The following is a 16,062-nucleotide window of genomic DNA, read 5'->3' as shown; positions in this document are numbered from 1 at the left end:
AAGGTGATGGCTCCAATCTTGTATCTGGAGATTCACTTATGATCAAACCAACACCCAACCCACCCGAAGCCGATTCAACGTCCCCCTACGAAACCCTCGATTCCAAGAAATTCCACGAAGCCGCTGAACGCGCCCTCGATCACTACCTCAATCCGTTCCACCCCAGAAAACCGCTGCTCAAACCCAACACCCGCTACCTCATCGCCCCCGGCATCCCGAGCGAAGAACTATTGGCGGATGCCTGCGAAACCCTGACCTCCGCCAAAACCATGGCCAGCGATTTCGCCGGGATGATCGATGCGCCGCAGCGGCACGTGCTGCTGGGCATCGGGCAACTGATCATGCTGGCGGAGCTGGCGGTGAGTCGGGTGCTGGATAATCTGGACACGGCAGTTGAAGCCCGGCCCTGACCGATCGTAGAGCGCCAAAAAAAAACGGCCCGAAATGGGCCGTTTTTGTGTGCCTGCCAATAATCAGGCCCGCAACGTCCGCGTCATCCGCAACGCCAGCAGACTCCCGCCAATGATCACACCCGCCAGCAGATACAACGCCGCATCGGTCGATCCGGTGCTGTCCTTGACCCAACCCACCAGATAAGGACTGAGGAACCCGGCCATCTGCCCCATGGAGTTGATCAATGCCAGACCACCCGCCGCAGCACCCGCGCTCAACATGGCAGTCGGCACCGGCCAGAACATCGGCAGACCGGTCAGCGCACCCATGGTCGCAATGGTCAGGCCGAGAATCGCAATCGCCGGATTCGCTGCGAAGTTCACCGCAATCAGCAGGCCAATCGCACCCATCAACATCGGCACCACCAGATGCCAGCGACGTTCTTTGCGCAAGTCCGCCGAACGACCAACCACCAGCATGAATACCGCCGCCAGCAGGTACGGAATCGCACTCAACCAGCCAATCACCAGGTTGTCGCTGAAGCCGAGGTTCTTGATGATTGACGGCAACCAGAAGTTGATCGCGTACACGCCGCTCTGGATGCAGAAGTAGATGAGGCCGAAGGCCCAGATCGCCGGGTTCTTGAACACGGCAATCAGCGAATCGGAAGTGGTTTTCGGTTTGTTCGCCAGGTCTTCGGCCTGATCGGCTTCCAGCACCGAACGCTCGTGCGGGGTCAGCCATTTGGCAGCGGCGAAGTTGTCGCTAAGCAGGAAGTAGGCGAGTGCGCCCAGTATCACAGTCGGAACGCCTTGCAGCAGGAACATCCACTGCCAGCCGGCCAGACCGCCCTGGCCCGCAGCAAAGTGATTGAGGATCCAGCCGGAAAACGGGCTGCCGAGCAGGCCGGACACCGGGATTGCCGACATGAACAGCGCCATGATCCGGCCACGGCGGAAGGTCGGGAACCACTGCGAGAGATACAGCACAACGCCCGGGAAGAACCCGGCTTCAGCCGCGCCGGTGAACAGGCGCAGGGTGTAGAACTGGGTCGGCGTGGTGACGAACAGCAGGCAGGTCGACAGCGTGCCCCAGGTGATCATCATCAGCGCGATCCAGCGCCGTGGGCCGAATTTGGTCAGCGCCAGGTTGCTCGGTACGCCGCACAGCACGTAGCCGATGAAGAAGATACCGGCACCGAGGCCGTACACGGTTTCGCTGAATTTCAGCGCGTCGAGCATCTGCAGTTTGGCGAATCCAACGTTGACCCGGTCGAGGTAGTTGAACAGGTAGCAGATGAAGATGAAGGGGATCAAACGCAGGGTGATGCGTTTGTAGACGGCATTTTTATCGTCAGCGATGGTCTGGGCGGCAGCGGCGCTCTGCGACATGGCGGCTCTCTCTTTATTATGATTTTTTGCGATGCAAAGGGTAACGTTGATCGCCCTGAGAGTCTCGGTCACCTTTGGCCGGATTGTCTTTGTGCCTGAGCACAGGGTTTGCCGGCAGACCCTGTGCGGGTGAACAACCGTCCGCGCCTGTTTTCAAGGATTTTCCCCTTATGTTCGAACTCGATCACGACCTCGCCCAGGACATCGTCGACCGGGCCATGGCCATTTTGCCGTACAACGTCAACGTCATGGACAGCCAGGGCCTGATCCTCGGCAGCGGCGAACCGGAGCGGATCAACACCCGCCACGAAGGCGCGCAACTGGTGCTGGCCAACGGGCGGGTGGTGGAGATCGACGCGCAGACCGCGGTGCATTTGAAAGGCGTGCAACCGGGGATCAATCTGCCGTTGCTGCTCGATCAGCGTTTGATCGGCGTACTCGGCATTACCGGCGAGCCAGAGCAACTGCGCACTTACGCCGAACTGGTGCGCATGACCGCTGAAATGCTGGTCGGCCAGCGCAATCAGCAATCCGAGCAGCAATGGCGGCGGCAGCGCTGCGATGACCTGCTTGCGCTGTTGCTGAGCGAGGCGGGGGATTCGCCAAGGCTGGTCGACGAAGCCCAGCAACTCGGGCTGAAACCGCAATTGACGCGGGTGCCGTACCTGTTCGAGTTGGGTCTGGAACACGGGCCGGGGCAAACCGTCGAGGCGCTGAGTGCCTGGCTGATGTCGCGCTATCCGGATAGTTGGTGCGTGAGTTCGGCCAAGTCGTCGCTGCTGTGGTGCCGGCCGGCAAGTCAGAACGTCGAGCATGATCGCCTGCTGGAAAAACTCGATGGCCTGGGCTGGAACATCCTGCGCATCGCCGTCGGCGGTCAGGCCGATGGGCTGGCCGGGTTGCGCCGTTGCTATCGGCGGGTTGGCGACTTGCTCGCCTATGGCCGCGAAGTGCTCCCGCGCTCACGCCTGCTGACACTCAATCGTTATCGCTTGCCGGTGATGCTCTGGCGCCATCGCAACGATGATGCGCTGGATGAACTGCTCAAACCGTTACGCAAAGTCATCGCCAAGGACAGCAACGGCCAGTTGCTCGCGACCCTGCGCAGCTGGTGCGATCACGATGGGCAGAGCCAGGCCTGCGCCGATGCGTTGAGGATTCACCGCAACAGCCTGCGCTATCGGATGGAGCGGATTGCCGAGTTGAGCGGGGTCGATCCGCTGAAACTCGACGGCATGCTGGCGTTGTATCTCGGGGTGCAATTGCTGCCGCAGACCGACGATTTGTCGAAATGAACAATAAACGCCTGCGCCACTTGTGCAGCGGACAGGCGTCAACGTTTCAAGCGACTGGCAGCATGAGGGGCATTGGAACTGGAGAATTCGCATGAAAATCGTCATCGCCCCCGATTCGTTCAAGGACAGCCTGAGTGCCCAAGGCGTTGCAGAAGCCATTGCGCTGGGCCTGGCGCAGGTCTGGCCGCAGGCGACGCTGGTCAAATGCCCGATGGCCGACGGTGGCGAGGGGACGGTGGAGTCGATTCTCGACGCCTGTGAAGGCGAGTTGCGCCGTACCCGGGTGCGTGGCCCGTTGGGTGCGGCGGTTGAAGCCGCGTGGGGCTGGTTGCCGCACAACCACACCGCGATCATCGAAATGGCCGAAGCCAGCGGCCTGCAACTGGTGCCGCCGGGGCAGCGGGATGCGTGCATCAGCAGCACCTTCGGCACCGGCGAACTGATCCGTGCAGCGCTGGATGCCGGCGCACAACGGGTGATTCTGGCCATCGGCGGCAGCGCCACCAACGACGGCGGCGCCGGCGCGATGCAGGCGCTTGGCGTGAAACTGCTGGATGCTCAAGGACAATCGCTGGTGCCGGGCGGTCTGGCGCTGGCGCAACTCGCACGACTGGACCTGAGCGAACTCGACCCGCGTCTGGCGCAAGTGCGTTTCGACATCGCCGCCGACGTCAACAATCCGCTGTGCGGCCCCCACGGCGCCTCGGCGATTTTCGGCCCGCAGAAAGGCGCATCCCCCGCGCAAGTGCAGCAACTGGATCAAGCCCTCGGTCACTTCGCCGAACTCTGCGCGCAAGCGCTGGGCAAGGATGTTCGGGACGAGCCGGGCAGCGGTGCAGCGGGTGGACTGGGTTTTGCGGCCAAGGCGTTTCTCGGCGCTCGGTTTCAGGCCGGGGTCGAAGTGGTCGCGGAACTGGTCGGACTGGCCGATGCAGTGAAAGGCGCAGATCTGGTGATCACTGGCGAAGGGCGCTTCGATGCCCAGACCCTGCGCGGCAAAACCCCGTTCGGCGTGGCGCGGATTGCCAAGCAACACGGCGTACCGGTGATCGTGATTGCCGGCACCTTGGGCGAGGGCTATCAAGCACTTTACGATCACGGCATCGACGCAGCTTTCGCCGTCACCAGCGGCCCGATGACGCTGGAACAAGCCTGCGCCGAAGCGCCGCGTCTGTTACGTGAACGTGCTACGGACATTGCCCGCGTCTGGCGCATGGCGACGCCGGGCTGACCTGTCACCCACCATATAAAGCGTCGGGTGTTTCAATAGCGAAACACTCGCAATAATTTGAAAAATATTTGCTCTTTACCTGCAAAATTCCTCAAGCCTGGCCGATATAAAGATCAGGCGCGCACAAGACTTCCACAAACAGTGACGCCGGACTGAAACCCGCTTTAGCGGGGCAGTGATTACGGCATGGACGCTCGCAGTTTCAATCATCCGAGAGTCCTACTATGTCCTTGCGTAATCTGAACATCGCGCCCCGTGCCTTCCTCGGTTTTGCCTTTATTGCCCTGTTGGTGATCGTGCTCGGCGTTTTCGCCGTCAACCGCATGTCGGTCATCCGTCAGGCGTCCGTCGAAATGCAGACCAATCAGTTGCCCAGCGTCGCTTACCTTGGCGTGGTGACGGAAAACGTCTTGCGCCTGCGGATCCTCTCGTTCCGCATTCTGGTCAACCGTGACGCCGCCGGTCTGCAGGATGCACAGACCCGCATCGGCGTTCTCGTCGACAAGGTGCGCAGTGCCCAGGCCGCTTACGCCGCATTGCCGGCTGATAGCGATGAGAAGGCACAATATCAAGCCTTCGCGACGACGCTGGACAACTACCTGCAAGCGCAGAACCAGATGATGGAGTTGTCCCGCCAGGACAAGGTCGAGGACATGCGCACCCTGATCAACACGAAGATCAAGGACGGCACCGACCAGATGGGCGAGCAGCTTAACAAGCTGATTGCGATCAATGCCGCCGGCGCCAAAGACGCCTCGATTCAGGCCGGTGAGCATTACGACAGCGCCATTACTGGCGTGGTCATTGTGGCGGTCATCGCTGCCGTGGCTACCGTGCTGCTCGCCTTGATGCTGACCCGCAGCATCGTCACCCCGTTGAACCGTGCCGTGGCCGCCGCGCAAACCATCGCCGGCGGCAACCTGACCAAAACCATCGAAGTCGACGGTAAGGACGAGCCGGCGCGTCTGCTTGAAGCCTTGTCTGTGATGCAGGCCAACCTGCGCAAGACCATCGAGCAGATTGCCGGTTCCGCCACGCAACTGGGCGCCGCTGCCGAAGAACTCAGCGCCGTGACCGAAGAAGCGTCCCGTGGCCTGCAGCAGCAAAACGACGAAATCGAACAGGCCGCCACTGCCGTCAACGAAATGACCGCAGCGGTGGAAGAGGTGGCGCGCAATGCCGTCTCGACCTCCGAAGCGTCGAACCAGTCCACCCACGCCGCCCGTGAAGGTCGCGATCAGGTAGTGAAAACCGTCGATGCGATCCAGACCATGACCCGGGACGTGCAGAACACCGCACAGATGATCGAAGGCCTCGCCGCTCAGGGCCGTGACATCGGCAAGGTGCTGGACGTGATCCGTGCCATTGCCGAACAGACCAACCTGCTGGCACTCAACGCCGCCATTGAAGCGGCCCGTGCCGGTGAGGCCGGGCGTGGTTTCGCCGTGGTGGCGGACGAGGTTCGTGCCCTGGCTCATCGCACCGCGCAATCGACCCAGGAAATCGAAAAAATGGTCGCCGGCATCCAGAACGGCACCGGCGAAGCGGTGGAGTCGATGCAGCAAAGCAACCAGCGCACCCAGACGACCCTGGAAATGGCCCGTGCCGCCGGCATCGCGCTGGAGCAGATCACGCAATCGATTCACCAGATCAACGAGCGCAATCTGGTGATTGCCAGCGCGTCCGAAGAGCAGGCGCAAGTGTCCCGTGAAGTCGACCGCAACCTGGTGAATATCCGTGATCTGGCCACGCAATCGGCGGCCGGGGCCAACCAGACCAGCGCCGCGACCCACGAACTGTCGCGTCTGGCGGTGGATTTGAATGCGATGGTGGCGCGGTTTGTGATTTGACCTAGGGTGAAGGCTGGAGACCGCGCAATCAGGAGACGTACATGCGCTATTCAGCCTTGACCCAACGAATCGCCGGGGAGGGAGCAGCGGCCTGGCGGATTCACGACCGAGCGCTGGAGCTGCGCGCCGAAGGGGTCGATGTATTGCTGCTGTCGGTGGGTGATCCGGATTTCGATACGCCGTTGCCGATCATCCATGGCGCCATCGACAGCCTGTTGGCGGGCGATACCCATTATTCCGAAGTGCGCGGCCGGCTGGAGCTGCGCAAGCGGATCGCCGAGCGCCATCGGCGAAAAAGCGGCCAGGACGTGGACGCTGACCATGTGATTGTGCTGCCCGGCGCGCAATGCGCGGTGTATTCGGTGGCGCAATGTCTGCTGGATCCGGGCGATGAAGTGATCGTCGCCGAACCCATGTACGTCACCTACGAAGGTGTGTTCGGTGCCTGCGGCGCAACCGTGGTGCCGGTGCCGGTTCGCCCGGAAAACGGCTTTCGTGTCGATCCGGCAGATGTCGCGGCGCGGATCACCCCGAAGACTCGGGCCATGCTGCTCAACAGTCCCAACAATCCTTCCGGCGCCAGTCTGTCGCTGCTGATCTGGCAGGAGCTGGCAGCGCTGTGCATCCGTCATGACCTGTGGCTGATCAGCGATGAGGTCTACAGCGAATTGTTATACGAGGGTGAGCACGTCAGCCCGGCGAGTTTGCCGGGCATGGCCGAACGCACGGCGACTATCAACAGCCTGTCCAAATCCCATGCGATGACCGGTTGGCGCATCGGCTGGATGATCGGGCCCAAGCCGTTGGCCGAGCATCTGGTGAACCTGTCGCTGAGCATGTTGTTCGGTCTGCCGGACTTCGTACAGAAAGCCGCGCAGGTCGCACTGGAAAAAGATTTGCCTGAAGTGACGCAGATGCGCGAGGAATACCGGTTGCGCCGGGATCTCGTGTGCGAGCGCCTGCGCGGCTGTCCGGGGTTGTACCCGATCAAGCCGGATGGCGGGATGTTCGTGATGCTCGATGTGCGCCAGACCGGGATCGGTGCGCAGGGTTTTGCCGAGCGGCTGCTGGAAGGGTATGGAGTTTCGGTGCTGGCCGGTGAAGCGTTCGGGCCGAGTGCGGCGGGGCATATTCGCATCGGGCTGGTAGTGGATCGGGTGAAGCTGGCGGATGCGTGTTCAAGGATTGCGTTGTGCGCTGCGCAGCTTCTGCAAGTGCGCAGCGCCTGACCTCGATCAGAGTGGGTTCACCAGATTGGCGGGTCTTTCTCCCGCCAACGCCGCCAACAGATTCTCCACCGCACACTGCGCCATCGCTTCGCGCGTCTCATGGGTCGCCGACCCCATGTGCGGCGTCGCCACCACGTTGTTCAACTGCAACAACGGCGAGTCATGATTCAGCGGCTCGCGTTCGAACACATCCAGCCCCGCCGCGCGAATCCGGTTATGCCGCAACGCTTCGATCATCGCGGCTTCGTTCACCACCTTGCCTCGGGAAATGTTGATGAAGATGCTTTCCGGCCGCATCAACGCAAACTGTTCGGCGCCGATCAGACCTTCGGTCTGCGCAGTCAACGGCAAGGTCAGGCAAATGAAGTCCGCCTGCTGCAACAAATCCTCAAGACTGCGGTACTGCGCATCGAAACGTTTTTCGACTGCCGGTTTGCGCGACTGGCTGTGATAGATCACCGGCATCCCGAACCCGAAATGCCCGCGCTGGGCCAAAGCCTCACCGATCCGTCCCATGCCGATGATGCCCAGGGTCTTGCCGTGTACATCGGTTCCGAAATGCGCCGGGCCGATGCTGCGGTGCCAGTGACCGCCGCGCACCATGTTCGCCAGTTCCACCACGCGCCGGGCGGTGGCCAGGATCAGGGCGAAACCGGTGTCGGCGGTGGTTTCGGTGAGCACGTCCGGGGTGTTGGTCAGCAGGATCCTGCGCCGGGTCAGGTAGTCGATGTCGTAGTTGTCGACGCCCACCGAGATGCTGGAAATCGCTTCAAGCTTCGGCGCCAGATCGAGCAGCGCCGCGTCCAGTTTCAAGCTGGCTCCGAGCAGACCATGGGCACCGGGGAGGGCGTCGCGCAGTTTCATCAGGCCAGTGGCGTCGAGGCTGTCGATCAGTGTCACATCGACCTGCTCCTCAAGGCGCGCCATCAACGCCGGCGAAAGTTTCTTGTACAACACAACCTGCTTTTTCATCGCAGTCATCTCTTTATCAATTCAGGAATGGGCCGGTAGCGGACGCGGTGCAACACGCTTGGCCGTCACCCGGTCGCTGGCGCCGGGCTTGAGAAAAATCGTCAGCACCACCGAGAGCATCAGCGCGCCGCTCATCAGCAGGTACGAAGCGCCGGGCGAACCGGTGGAGCTGTTCAGGTAACCGACCAGATAGGAACCGCCGAACGAACCGAGGGCGCCCATGCTGTTGATCAATGCCATGGCGCCACCCGCAACGTTGGCCGGCAGGATCTCCGGGACGATGGCGAAGAACGGCCCGTAAGGTGCGTACATGCAGGCGCCGGCGATCACCAGCAGCGTATACGACCACCAGAAATGCTCCGCGCCCAAGGCGTAGGAGCCGTAGAACGCCACCGAGGCAATCAGCAGCGGCGGCCAGACGAAGCGTTTGCGCTTTTGCAGTTTGTCGGAGCCCCAGGACACCAGCAGCATGCCGATCACCGCCGCCAGATACGGCAACGCCGAGAGCCAGCCGGCCTCGATCATGTCCATCTGCGCACCGGCCTTGAGGATCGACGGCAGCCACAGCACGAAGCCGTAGACGCCGATGCTCCAGCAGAAAAACTGCAACGCCAGGATGATCACCTTCGGCGAACGGAAGGCTTCGGCGTAGTTCTTCACCGCTTTGATCCCGACCTGTTCGGCGGCGAGAGCGCTTTCCAGATCGTGCTTTTCCCGGTCGCTCAGCCACTTGGCCTGGGCCGGACGATCATCGGCGAGCTTCCACCAGATGAATGCCCAGAGCACCGCCGGCAGCCCTTCGATGATGAACATCCAGCGCCAGCTGAAATGCTGCACCAGATACCCCGAAACCACCGACATCCACAGCATGGTCACAGGGTTGCCGAGGATCAGGAAGGTGTTGGCCCGCGAGCGTTCGGCACGGGTGAACCAGTGGCACAGGTACACCAGCATCGCTGGCATCACTGCCGCTTCGACCACGCCGAGCATGAAGCGGATGACGATCAGCCAATAGGCGTTGGAGACCACGCCGGTCAGCGTGGCGAGCCCGCCCCAGAAAATCAGGCTGACGAAAATCAGCTTCTTGACGCTGTGCTTTTGCGCGTAGATCGCGCCGGGCACCTGGAAGAAAAAGTAACCGAGGAAGAACAGCGCGCCGAGCAGCGAGGACAGGCCCGGCGTGATCATCAGGTCGGCGGCCATTCCGGACGCGGCGGCGAAACCGTAATTGGCGCGGTCCAGGTACGCCAGGCTGTAGGTGATGAACACGATCGGCATGATGTACCACCAGCGGCGGGTGGCGAGGGTTGCAGTTTTCATGGTCTTGCTCCTGAGCTTGTTGTTTTTGTCGCAGCAGGTTCAAAAAATCTGTTGTTTGCACTGGCCTTATCGCGAGCAGGCTCGCTCCCACACTGGATCGGATTCCAACTCAGAACCCTTGTGGGAGCGAGCCTGCTCGCGATTGACGGCCTCCAGCTCAGCCGAAAGTTCGGATCGGGTCGGCAACCCTTCCATGTCACCACGGCTCTGCACCGCCCGGCTGCCAATCCAGTTGGCGCGTCTGACGGCTTCGGGGAAGCTGAGGTGCTCCAGCAGGGCGCTGATCATCCCCACCGCAAATCCATCGCCGGCGCCGACCGTATCGACCACGGTCTCGACCGGCACCCCGGCGACAAACCCCTGATCCAGATGCGTGCGGTAATACGCGCCCTGCGGCCCGAGCTTGATCGCCACGGCTTCGGCACCCTGATCCAGATAAAACGCCGCAATATCCGCCGGATCCTCAAACCCGGTCAGCAAGCGACCTTCGCTCAACCCCGGCAACACCCAGTGGGCGAGGGCGGCGAGGCGGTTGATTTCGGTGATCATCTCCCGCTCGCTGGCCCACAGCCTCGGGCGCAGGTTCGGGTCGAACGACACGCTGCGACCGGCGTTGCGCATGCGGGTCATCAGTTCACGGGACATTTCCCGTGCCGATGCGGAGAGCGCGGGTGGAATGCCGGTGGCGTGCAGATGCCGGGCACTTAATAGCGTCGAGGTGATTGATTGTGGCGACAGATGACTGGCGGCCGAGCCGCGACGGAAGTACTCGACCGTTGGATCGCTGCCGTCATCGTTGCGCGACTTGAGCTGGAAACCGGTCGGGTGCGCGTTGTCGACTTCGACATGGCTGCAATCCAGACCTTCGCGGACCAGGGTCTCGACGACAAATCGTCCCAGCGAATCGGCACCGACCCGACTCAGCCACGCAACATTGAAACCCAACCGGGACAAACCGATGGCCACATTGCTGTCCGCCCCGGCAATCCGCCTGTGGAACTGGTCGACGAATGCCAGATCACCACTCTGCTCGGCGACAAACATCGCCATGGTTTCGCCGAACGACAGAATATCGATCTCAGACATGGGCAGGCTCCAGGCGGGATTGGCCGAGGCGGGCGAGGGCGGCGACGTGTTCGGTGGTCAATTGAACCAGATCATCGCCCTGCAATGGGTATTCGGCGGCGCGCATGACCCCTTGGGCCATGTGCCGCAGCAGTTGTTCCCACAGATGCAGGTCAGTGGCGGCGGGTGGTACGGCTACGAGTTTGCCGTCGGCACGGCGGGCCACGGCTTTGCAATGCACGTAACCGACGTGGCGGCCCAGCAAGCGTGCGGCGCTGGTGGCGGACTGGTCCTGCCACTGCCAGTTGCCGATATCGAAGGTCATCTTGATCGGCAGGTTGTGCTGTTCGACGGCGGCGAAGAAGCGCTGGAACGGTTCGATTCGACCGCCGTGCAAGGTCTGGTCGTTCTCCACCAGCAGTTGCACCGGGCTTTGCGCAAGGATTTGCGCCAGCGTTTGCAGCTCGTTGTTGTCGGTGAAGAAACCAAGGGAAACCTTCAGCCACTTCGAACCGAACGCTTCGGCGTTTTGCAGCGCGGTGATGAGTTCGGGATTGGGCCGTGACTGGCCGGCCAGCCACAGTTCGGTGGGCGAGGAGTAGATGCTTTGCAGGCCTTGAGCTTGTGTGGCAGCGGCGAGTTGTCCGGGGATTTCGTTGGTCAGCAGCTCTTCGCGCCATTCGATGCGATTGGCGCCGGCAGCGGTCAGCACCTCGATGAAAGAGCCTTGACCACGACGGCGCACAAGGTCGGCGCCGTAGCTGGAGAGGCTGATGGAAACGGCAGGTTTATTCATTGTTATCTACCTCTGAAACCGGTTTCATTTTTGTTCAAAAAAATTTGGGTGGCCCCGTACGGCCTTATTCCGCCTTGCTGCGCGTCGAACCACGCTCGACCAGCACCGGTGCAAAATCCACGGTTCGCGCCGCCTCATCATTCCCACGTAAACGCTTGAGCAAGCATTCAAATGCCTGCGCCCCAATCTCGGCGGTTGGCTGGGCGAGGGCGGTGATCCCGCTGCCCACCAACGGATACCAATCCAGATCATCCAGCGCGATCAGCCCGACATCCTCGAACAGCCGGCAGCCGATATCGCGCAAGGCCAGTGTGCAAGCCAGCGCCGCCACGCCATTGGCGCAGAACAGGGCTTTCGGGCCGTTATCAGGTGTGTTCAAGAAGGTGTGAAGATCGTTCGCAAGGCTTGAGCCGGTCTCCAACACCGCGCCATGCATGCCTTCGCGCTGGCCAATCTGCTGCTGAAAACTGCTGACCCGTTCGATCCGCGAACTGGTGCCGTCATAGGGTTCAGTCACCAGCAGCACATCGCGATAGCCGCGTTGCTCAAGATGTTCCAGAGCCATCTCAATGGCTTGCGGGTTGTTCAACCCGACCATGTCGCTCTCCAGCCCGTCGACCTTGCGATCCACCAGTACCAGCGGCATTTCCCGCTTCAACTCGTCCAGTTCATCCCGGTGATGGCCCAGGGTGTTCACGATCAGCCCTTCGATGTTGTACGAGCGCAACAGCGCCAGGTGCTGGCGTTCCTGCTCGTCATCGCGGTCGGTGTTGCACACCACCAGGCTGTAGCCGTGTCGACGGCAGGCGGTTTCCACCCCGTGCATCACGGCAATCGAATAAGGGTTGCGGATATCGGCTACCAGCATGCCGATCAGGCGGGTGCGGCCGCGTTTCAGGCCTCGGGCCATTTGATTGGGGCGATAGCCGAGTTCGGCAATCGACTGCTCGATGCGCTGGGCGATGGCATCGGAGAGCAGGGCACGGTCGTCGCCGATAAAGCGCGAGACGCTGGCCTTGGACACGCCCGCGTGTTCGGCGACGTCGAGCATGGTCACGCGGCTGCGCTGGGCGGCGGAGAAATCGTTCACGGTTGAGTCTTCTTATTGTCTGAAACCGGTTTCAGGAGACAGGATAATGACCACTCCCGTCAAGCTGAAAAATTTCTAAATAATGAGCAAATCCGACCAGCGGTAGCGAGACCTGTCAGATCTGACAGTGGGCGATATTCCTGCATGAGCGCTTAATAAACACCATCTCGTTAAGTTGTATTTGCGTTATAGAGGCAGCCCCCAATGTCCGAGAAAAAATCACCGGCTGATGAAAAAACTGTGGTCAGCCCCGCCTCAGCTGATCCTGTCTCGATACTGGACTATGCACCTCCCGGTGTCGTGGAAGTCGATGCGAACTGGGTCATCCTCGATATTGCCCATCAAAATGGATTGACTGTAATTGTTCCACGATGGGATTCACCTTCCCCGGACGGATTGCCGAATGAACTGTATCTGTATTTGAATGGCATGGAGGTTTTTCACGGTACTTATATCAGCCCTCTCACTCAGCCAGAGTATCGTCCGGTCATTGATCCGAAGTACTTCTCGATCGATGGTACGTATCGACTTACGTATGAAACTGTTACCACCGGTAATCACGCTTATTCCGATCCCCGGGATCTTACTGTCAGGCGTTTGCCTGTGGTCTTGCTGCCTGAGCCCGTTTTCCCGGCCGCTACACTGTGGGGATACCTGAACTGTTCTACCCAGCCGCCAATTTGGGTGGTCGTGATTGTGCGGATTCCGTTACCCACAAAAACAAACTGGCAGGTAGATGATGAACTGCATCTTTTGTGGTCAGGATATAAAACACTGAATGGATCCGGAACTGCGCTTTTCTCGCATACGGTGATTAAAACACTGACAGCGCAGGATGTGATTGGCGATTATGAGTTTCGAATAACTGATTTCAAGAATTTTATAGAGCCGTTGGAAAAGGACGCCTCAGTCCTCGCGGTATATTCGATTTACCGTAAAGGATCACTTATTGCCAAGTCCGCTGCGGGACTCGTAAAGATTGATCGTACCATCCCCGGGAAAAGTTATTTCTGTGGATCATGATCAATGGCGTGTGTTCGATGTTGGTTAATGAAATGTGTTAGTGCGGGTATCACTACTAGACGAAAGGAACTGTCACATGACAATCGATATGAAGTTGAATGCGGTTCAACAGGCTGCCGAAAACTCTCGGGTAGCACTCAGGCAAAAAAGACTGAGTGCAGGCGGAGTACAGGCGGATTCACCGAAGCCCGTGATCGTCGGTGTGCCGGATGGAGGCACGGTTCCGGTCGCGTTGTTAAAAAGTACTGCGGCGCAAGCGGGAACCACGACAGCCGCTCGCCAGCCGGATCTGCCTGTCACATTGAGGGTTTCCGGCTGGGAGTTTCCGAATGACCGGGATATGGTGGTGATCGAGGGCTACCCTTTTAAGGACGGTGTGGATGATCCCGACAAGCCGGAGGAATGGGCTTGGGAAGTACTCCATACTGAAGCGGCGCCTCCGGTTGCAAATCGCCCGAGCGCCTGGAACGTCACGATACCTGCGGGCAAATTGACGGACCTTCCAGCTACGGGATCAGTTTCGCCCACGCACTGGAAAATCCAGAGCTCCGGATCCTTGGATGGCAACCCGCAATACTCTGAGATCGCGGATTATTACGTCGATATTTATGCTCCTTTTCACAACAAGGGCGATGTACGACTCGCCCCTCCAACTCGTATCGACTTTCCGTTACCCCCCGGTGCCAAAATTGATAGCGCTTATCTGGGAGCCATCGCAACCACCGGGATGGAATTCACGCTCCCGGTCACTGACGCCAAGTGGGACCGCAAGGCGACGGATAAGGCCTTTATTTATCTGAGTCCGAACTTGCGGCCATCACGCCAGCTTGTACCCACGTTGATTGTTGACCCGGTGCCTGCGGACGGAAAAGTCTCAATACCCGCATCAGAGATCGGCAAACTGCCAAACGGAACCTGTTGGCTGATCATGGCCTATGAGGATGTGGCCGGTAACCGCAGCCTCGATATGCTTGCCAACAGCCGAATCGTCGAGTTTGTGCCCCTGCCTGTGCCTGCGCCTCCTGTGGTTGATGCCGCTAGCCAGGCCGGAGATAACACGATCGATATCAAGGATGCCGAGGATGCCGAGCCAGACGGTATCACCGTCAGGGTCGCTCGACCGCTCAATACTCAAGATACGGATCAGGCTACGGTCTTCGTAGAAGGCTATGAAACCCTTGATCTTGTTCCGCCGGTGGACGCGTTTGGAACCAACAATGAGTTGGTGTTCAGAATGAAGTACGCAGATCTTAAGTTGATCTATGCCACCGAAACGGGCGGAGACCCGGATGCCCGGGAAATTCCTCTGATCTTCAAATGGACCTGGGTACGAGGTATCCAGACCAAAGACTCCCCGCCGGCTACGCCGGATCTGGATTTGTCCTATCCAGGTGAGAACCCGGATGACCCCAGCGTGATCAACCGCAATTTCGCCAAGGTACAACTGCGTGGTGTCGACAATCTGCTCAATATCCTTGGGCCAGGTGACCTGGTTACAAATCCGAAGGTCGTCATCCCTATGCCGACCGGCAGCGCCGAATTGCCTGCCAACACTGTTGGTACCTGGTATTACAACGGGAAGCCGATCGCCGAATTTTCCCCTGATGGATTGACTCAATATGAAGGTGAGCTGCCGGCTGCAGAGGTTGTCAGCGGTGGTGCGGGGGACAAGCTTACATACTGGAGTTGTTCGTATATCGGTGGCATCAACCTGCAACGCTCACTCGATGAAACGGTGACCGTGACAACGGTCAGAAAAGAGGTACCAGCTCCTGAAATTGAAAGACTGTATCTCACCACAACGATCAACTGCCCGACCGTTGGATTTGTCAGGGGAAACAAACCTGAATTCCCTTCTCTCACATTCAAGACAGCAGCAGGCCCGGTTCTGGCAGGCTTGAAGAGCATCACTGCGCATTGGGTCGGAACAAGTAATGCTGACGGGACGGGGCCGATCGCCGGTACGGACCAGGATGTTGTCATTCCAGTGACGGGTAATGAAGCCACGACGGGGATCGTTGGGTCGATTGCTGAGTATCTGACTAAAATCGTACCTATCCAGACTCGGCCGGATCCTTTCCCTGCGCCCCCTCCACCCATTACTTATGCATCGCTCAAGTATTCGGTGGAATGGACAGACGGTACAAAAGCCACTTCGAACGCCACCGTGAAAATGGTTTCACTGGTGAACGGCAATCGTGAGTTCTGTCACGAGGTGAGGTGACGCGTACGGAGTTCCATGAATGACAAGGAGGCATGAAAGTGCCTCCTTGCGTTATCTGTCTTCGGATAGATCCGGATTTACCCTCCATGACTTGAGGATTAATCCTACATAAACGTAGGCGGCTGGTCTGTAGTCTTGCGTGCGCTTTCGGGTCGGACTGCTCTGATGAGTGAGTCATCCTGG

13 protein-coding genes are annotated in these 16,062 nt (G+C 59.7%); 7 read left to right on the top strand and 6 right to left on the bottom strand.

Annotated features, from left to right (window positions below; all coding sequences use genetic code 11):
* Positions 1–38: 38 nt before the first annotated feature.
* The gene (locus tag M5B44_RS15930) at positions 39–410 is read left to right on the top strand and encodes a DUF6124 family protein (RefSeq protein WP_248739826.1); all 372 of its coding nucleotides are present in this window, start codon (positions 39–41) and stop codon (positions 408–410) included.
* 63 nt (positions 411–473) lie between these two features.
* Here M5B44_RS15930 and M5B44_RS15925 read toward each other — a convergent pair whose 3' ends face one another.
* A complete protein-coding gene (locus M5B44_RS15925) occupies positions 474–1,784 on the bottom strand; it encodes an MFS transporter (RefSeq protein WP_248739825.1) in 1,311 nt (436 codons plus the stop codon).
* Positions 1,785–1,954: 170 nt separating this feature from the next.
* Between M5B44_RS15925 and M5B44_RS15920 the strand changes: the two genes are divergently transcribed.
* The 4 genes from M5B44_RS15920 (at position 1,955) to M5B44_RS15905 (ending at position 7,389) form a co-directional block, all read left to right on the top strand.
* On the top strand, positions 1,955–3,079 hold the full coding sequence (locus tag M5B44_RS15920; protein WP_248739824.1) for a sugar diacid recognition domain-containing protein: 1,125 nt from the start codon (positions 1,955–1,957) through the stop codon (positions 3,077–3,079).
* Between the two features lie 91 nt (positions 3,080–3,170).
* Positions 3,171–4,310, top strand: coding sequence for a glycerate kinase (locus M5B44_RS15915; protein WP_248739823.1), 1,140 nt, complete (start codon positions 3,171–3,173; stop codon positions 4,308–4,310).
* Positions 4,311–4,534: 224 nt separating this feature from the next.
* Positions 4,535–6,160, top strand: a complete 1,626-nt coding sequence (locus M5B44_RS15910; protein ID WP_248739822.1) for a methyl-accepting chemotaxis protein — start codon at positions 4,535–4,537, stop codon at positions 6,158–6,160.
* Between the two features lie 41 nt (positions 6,161–6,201).
* Entirely contained in the window at positions 6,202–7,389 is a 1,188-nt protein-coding gene (locus tag M5B44_RS15905; protein WP_248739821.1) for a pyridoxal phosphate-dependent aminotransferase, read from the top strand.
* Positions 7,390–7,395: 6 nt separating this feature from the next.
* Here the strand turns inward: M5B44_RS15905 and M5B44_RS15900 are convergent, their stop codons facing one another.
* The 5 genes from M5B44_RS15900 to M5B44_RS15880 form a co-directional block, all read right to left on the bottom strand.
* Positions 7,396–8,361 (bottom strand): 2-hydroxyacid dehydrogenase, encoded by a 966-nt coding sequence (locus M5B44_RS15900; RefSeq protein ID WP_248739820.1) that lies wholly within the window; start codon positions 8,359–8,361, stop codon positions 7,396–7,398.
* Positions 8,362–8,382: 21 nt separating this feature from the next.
* Complete coding sequence (locus M5B44_RS15895) at positions 8,383–9,681, bottom strand: MFS transporter (protein ID WP_085710007.1); 1,299 nt, start codon at positions 9,679–9,681, stop codon at positions 8,383–8,385.
* Between the two features lie 66 nt (positions 9,682–9,747).
* Complete coding sequence (locus tag M5B44_RS15890) at positions 9,748–10,767, bottom strand: sugar kinase (RefSeq protein ID WP_248739819.1); 1,020 nt, start codon at positions 10,765–10,767, stop codon at positions 9,748–9,750.
* Positions 10,760–11,542, bottom strand: coding sequence for a sugar phosphate isomerase/epimerase family protein (locus M5B44_RS15885; RefSeq protein WP_248739818.1), 783 nt, complete (start codon positions 11,540–11,542; stop codon positions 10,760–10,762). The genes M5B44_RS15890 and M5B44_RS15885 overlap by 8 nt, the downstream gene beginning before the upstream one ends.
* 64 nt (positions 11,543–11,606) lie before the next feature.
* On the bottom strand, positions 11,607–12,632 hold the full coding sequence (locus M5B44_RS15880; protein ID WP_318653937.1) for a LacI family DNA-binding transcriptional regulator: 1,026 nt from the start codon (positions 12,630–12,632) through the stop codon (positions 11,607–11,609).
* 204 nt (positions 12,633–12,836) lie between these two features.
* Between M5B44_RS15880 and M5B44_RS15875 the strand changes: the two genes are divergently transcribed.
* Both M5B44_RS15875 and M5B44_RS15870 read left to right on the top strand, forming a co-directional pair.
* Positions 12,837–13,655 (top strand): hypothetical protein, encoded by an 819-nt coding sequence (locus tag M5B44_RS15875; protein ID WP_248739817.1) that lies wholly within the window; start codon positions 12,837–12,839, stop codon positions 13,653–13,655.
* A 76-nt stretch (positions 13,656–13,731) separates the two neighbouring features.
* Entirely contained in the window at positions 13,732–15,879 is a 2,148-nt protein-coding gene (locus M5B44_RS15870) for a hypothetical protein (RefSeq protein ID WP_248739816.1), read from the top strand.
* The last annotated feature ends 183 nt before the right edge of the window (positions 15,880–16,062 follow it).

The organism is Pseudomonas sp. MWU12-2029 (genome assembly GCF_023242425.1).
GTDB lineage: Bacteria > Pseudomonadota > Gammaproteobacteria > Pseudomonadales > Pseudomonadaceae > Aquipseudomonas > Aquipseudomonas kribbensis.
This window is presented reverse-complemented; position numbering and strand designations above follow the sequence as displayed.